At 60.9% G+C, this 3,543-nt stretch carries 3 protein-coding genes and 2 pseudogenes; 1 reads left to right on the top strand and 4 read right to left on the bottom strand.

The annotated features are described in order from the left end of the window. Positions 1 to 353 (bottom strand): annotated as a pseudogene (locus I5W_RS29800) (cation transporter); the annotation flags it as partial. A gap of 164 nt (positions 354 to 517) precedes the next feature. On the opposite strand from I5W_RS29800, the gene I5W_RS13855 reads away from it, so the two are divergent. Continuing rightward, positions 518 to 718: a heavy-metal-associated domain-containing protein gene (locus I5W_RS13855; protein WP_017454195.1), complete on the top strand. Its 201-nt coding sequence runs from the start codon at positions 518 to 520 to the stop codon at positions 716 to 718. A gap of 7 nt (positions 719 to 725) precedes the next feature. Here I5W_RS13855 and I5W_RS13850 read toward each other — a convergent pair whose 3' ends face one another. The 3 genes and pseudogenes from I5W_RS13850 to I5W_RS13840 all read right to left on the bottom strand — a co-directional run bounded on the left by I5W_RS13850 (position 726) and on the right by I5W_RS13840 (position 3,407). Further along, a complete protein-coding gene (locus I5W_RS13850) occupies positions 726 to 1,895 on the bottom strand; it encodes a vWA domain-containing protein (protein WP_044529661.1) in 1,170 nt (389 codons plus the stop codon). A 21-nt stretch (positions 1,896 to 1,916) separates the two neighbouring features. Then, positions 1,917 to 2,505, bottom strand: a pseudogene (locus I5W_RS13845) (GNAT family N-acetyltransferase). 26 nt (positions 2,506 to 2,531) lie between these two features. Further along, positions 2,532 to 3,407, bottom strand: coding sequence for an AAA family ATPase (locus I5W_RS13840; protein WP_044529660.1), 876 nt, complete (start codon positions 3,405 to 3,407; stop codon positions 2,532 to 2,534). Positions 3,408 to 3,543: the final 136 nt, after the last annotated feature.

Raw genomic sequence — 3,543 nt, 5'->3', positions numbered from 1 at the left:
GACGCCCAGCGGCGCCAGCAGCATGGGCAGCACCAGCGGCAGGGACAAGGCCGCCGATAGCGCCACCGCCACCAGGAGGGCAGGGTAGGTTGGGCGCTAGAGGGCGCGGCGCTCTGTTCAGGGATGTGCTGGTGCGCCTGGTAACCGGCCTTCTCGATGGCGGCAATCAGTGTGGCGGGAGGGACGGTCTGGGCCGCGGCGATGCTGGCACGTTCGGTAGCCAGGTTGACGCTGACCTCGGTGACGCCGGGGATTTTCTTGAGCGCCTTTTCGACGCGCATCACGCACGAGGCGCAGCTCATGCCTTCGATGTCGATGCTGATCTCGGCCGTGGCAGAGGAAGAATGATTTATGGCGAATGCTCCGGGAGGATGATCGGATGCCTTTATCTTCATCCTTCCCATGATGGTAAGGTCAAGCCGCATTTTCTCATGGATGCCAATTCCCGCGCTTGACCTTGCCACGGTAGGAAGGTTTAAGCTTCCGTCATCGACTTCACTTCATGAAAGGAAACGCCATGAGCACCACCTTCACCGTCAACGACATGACCTGCAACCATTGCGCCGGCGTCATCACCAAGGCCGTCAAGGACGTGGACGCCAATGCCAAGGTCGATATCACGGTCGCCGACAAGCGCGTAGTCATCGATAGCAGCCTGCCGGCGCAGAGCTTTGCCGAGGCCATTGAAGAGGCCGGTTATACGCCCGTAGCTGCCTGAATCCTAATTACTTGCTCAACAGGCGCATCGCCCCTTCCAGCCCATCCATGGTGAGCGGGTACATGCGCCCGTTCATCAACTGGCGGATCAGCGCGATCGATTGCCGGTATTGCCATAGCCCTTCCGGTTCCGGGTTCAACCACACGAAATGCGGGAAGGTGCTGGTGAAACGTTGCAGCCAGTCGGCGCCGGCTTCGGCATTGTTGTATTCCATCGCGCCGCCCGGCTGCACGATTTCATAGGGGCTCATGGTGGCGTCGCCCACGAAGATGAGCTTGGTATCCGGCGTGTACTTGCGCAACACATCCCAGGTCGAAAAGCGTTCGGCGTGGCGGCGACGGTTGTTCTTCCACAGGTAGTCGTAGACGCAGTTGTGGAAGTAGAAGAACTCCATGTTCTTGAATTCGGTGCGGGCGGCCGAGAACAGCTCTTCGGTGCGGGCGATGTGGTCATCCATGGAGCCGCCCACGTCGAACAGCATCAAGACCTTGATCTTGTTCTTGCGCTCGGGCTGCATACGGATGTCGAGATAGCCGGCATTGCTGGCGGTGGCGCGGATGGTGTCATCCAGCGCCAGTTCTTCATCCAGCCCTTCGCGCGCAAAGCGGCGCAGGCGGCGCAGGGCCACCTTGATGTTGCGTGTGCCCAGTTCGCGTTGGCCGTCATAGTCCTGGTACTGCCGTTCTTCCCAGACTTTGACCGCGCTACGTTGCCCGCCCTTGCCGCCGATGCGGATGCCTTCCGGGTTGTAGCCGCCATGGCCGAAGGGCGACACACCGCCCGTGCCGATCCATTTGCTGCCGCCTTCGTGACGCTCCTTCTGTTCTTCCAGCAGTTGCTTCAAGCGCTCCATGAGCTTGTCATAGCCGAACTTTTCGACGGCCGCTTTCTGTTCCGGCGTGAGCTCGCGCTGCAATTGCTTGAGCAGCCACTCCAGCGGGATGTCCGGCCGCTTCTCGAAGATCGTCTCCACGCCCTTGAAGTAGGCGCCGAAGGCACGGTCGAACTTGTCGAAGTTGGCTTCATCCTTGACCAGGGTCAGGCGCGCCAGATAGTAGAACTGTTCCAGCGAAGGGACGATGACCTGCTGCTCCATCGCCTCCAGCAGGGTCAGGAATTCCTTGATCGAGGCTGGCACGCCAGCCTGTTTCACGGTGTAGAAGAAGTCGATGAGCATGGAGCAAAGCGCCTTGGCGCCTCAACGGCCCAGCTTGAATTGCAGGTGGCGGCGCACGGTCGGCCATTCGGATTGGATGATGGAAAACACCACCGTGTCGCGATAGGAACCATCGGGCATCCGCTGGTGATTGCGCAGGATGCCATCCTGCTTGGCGCCCAGGCCGGGCGATGGCCGCGCGTGATTGCTGGTTCATCCAGTGGGTGCGGAATTCGACGGCGATGCAGTGCATGTCTTCGAAGGCGTGGGTGAGCAGCATCAGCTTGCACTCGGTATTGATGCCGGTGCGCTGGGCGCTGGCGGCGTACCAGGTGGAGCCGATCTCGACCCGGCGATGCGCTGCATCGGCATTCATGTAGGTGGTCATGCCGCACAGGGCGCCGGTATCGTTGCGGCGGATCACGAAGGGCAACATGCTGCCCTGCTGTTGCAGATGCAGGCGGCGTTCGATCTCGGCGCGCATGTTCTCCGGCTTGGGGATGGCGGTGTACCAGAGCTTCCAGAGCTTGCCGTCGGAGACGGCGGCGATGAGCGCATCATGGTGCTCGGGATGCAGCGGCTCGATGGTGGCGAACTGGCCCTTCAAGGTGATCGGTGAGAGAAATTGCATGACGGCTCCGGGAGTTCAGCGAAAGTTCAGCGATGGTTGCGCGACATGAAGACCAGTCGCTCGAACAGTTGTACATCCTGCTCGTTCTTGAGCAGCGCGCCATGCAGGGGCGGCACCACGGCCTGGTTGTCCTGGCTGTGCAGGGCTTCGGGCGGGATGTCCTCGGCCATGAGCAGCTTCAACCAATCGATCAGTTCCGAGGTCGAGGGTTTCTTCTTGATGCCGGGCACTTCGCGCACCTGGTAGAAGGCTTCCAGCGCCTGGGCCAGCAGCTCGCGCTTGAGGTGCGGGAAGTGCACATCGACGATCTGCCGCATGGTTTCTTTGTCGGGGAACTTGATGTAGTGGAAGAAGCAGCGGCGCAGGAAGGCGTCCGGCAATTCCTTCTCGTTGTTGGAGGTGATCACCACCAGCGGACGATGCCGCGCCTGCACCAGTTCGCGCGTCTCGTAGACGTAGAACTCCATGCGGTCGATCTCGCGCAGCAGGTCGTTGGGGAATTCGATGTCGGCCTTGTCGATTTCATCGATGAGCAGCACCACCGGTTCTTCCGACGTGAAGGCTTGCCACAGCACCCCCTTGACGATGTAGTTGTGGATGTCCTTGACTCGTTCATCCCCCAGTTGCGAGTCGCGCAGGCGCGAGACCGCATCGTATTCATACAGGCCCTGCTGGGCCTTGGTGGTGGATTTGATGTGCCATTGCAGCAGGGGGCGGCCCAGCGCTGCGGCCACTTCCTCGGCCAGCATGGTCTTGCCGGTGCCGGGTTCGCCCTTGATGAGCAGCGGACGTTGCAGGGTGAGGGCGGCGTTGACCGCCAGCTTGAGGTCATCGGTGGCGATATAGTTGTCGCTACCGGTAAAGCGGGCCGGATGGCCGGGAATGGCAGAATGATCTGGCATGGATGCGGTCCTTGTCAGGTGGCTGGGGTTGCGGCGTCGGATGGATGTTGTATTGCAGCAGAGGTGGCGCGCGTTGCTTCGAGTATAAGGGAAAACCGGCAGCTTCCCGCAGTCGCTGAAATTGGGAAATCGTCCT

This window comes from Herbaspirillum sp. B65, assembly GCF_000333555.1.
Lineage (GTDB): Bacteria > Pseudomonadota > Gammaproteobacteria > Burkholderiales > Burkholderiaceae_D > Herbaspirillum > Herbaspirillum rubrisubalbicans.
This window is presented reverse-complemented; position numbering and strand designations above follow the sequence as displayed.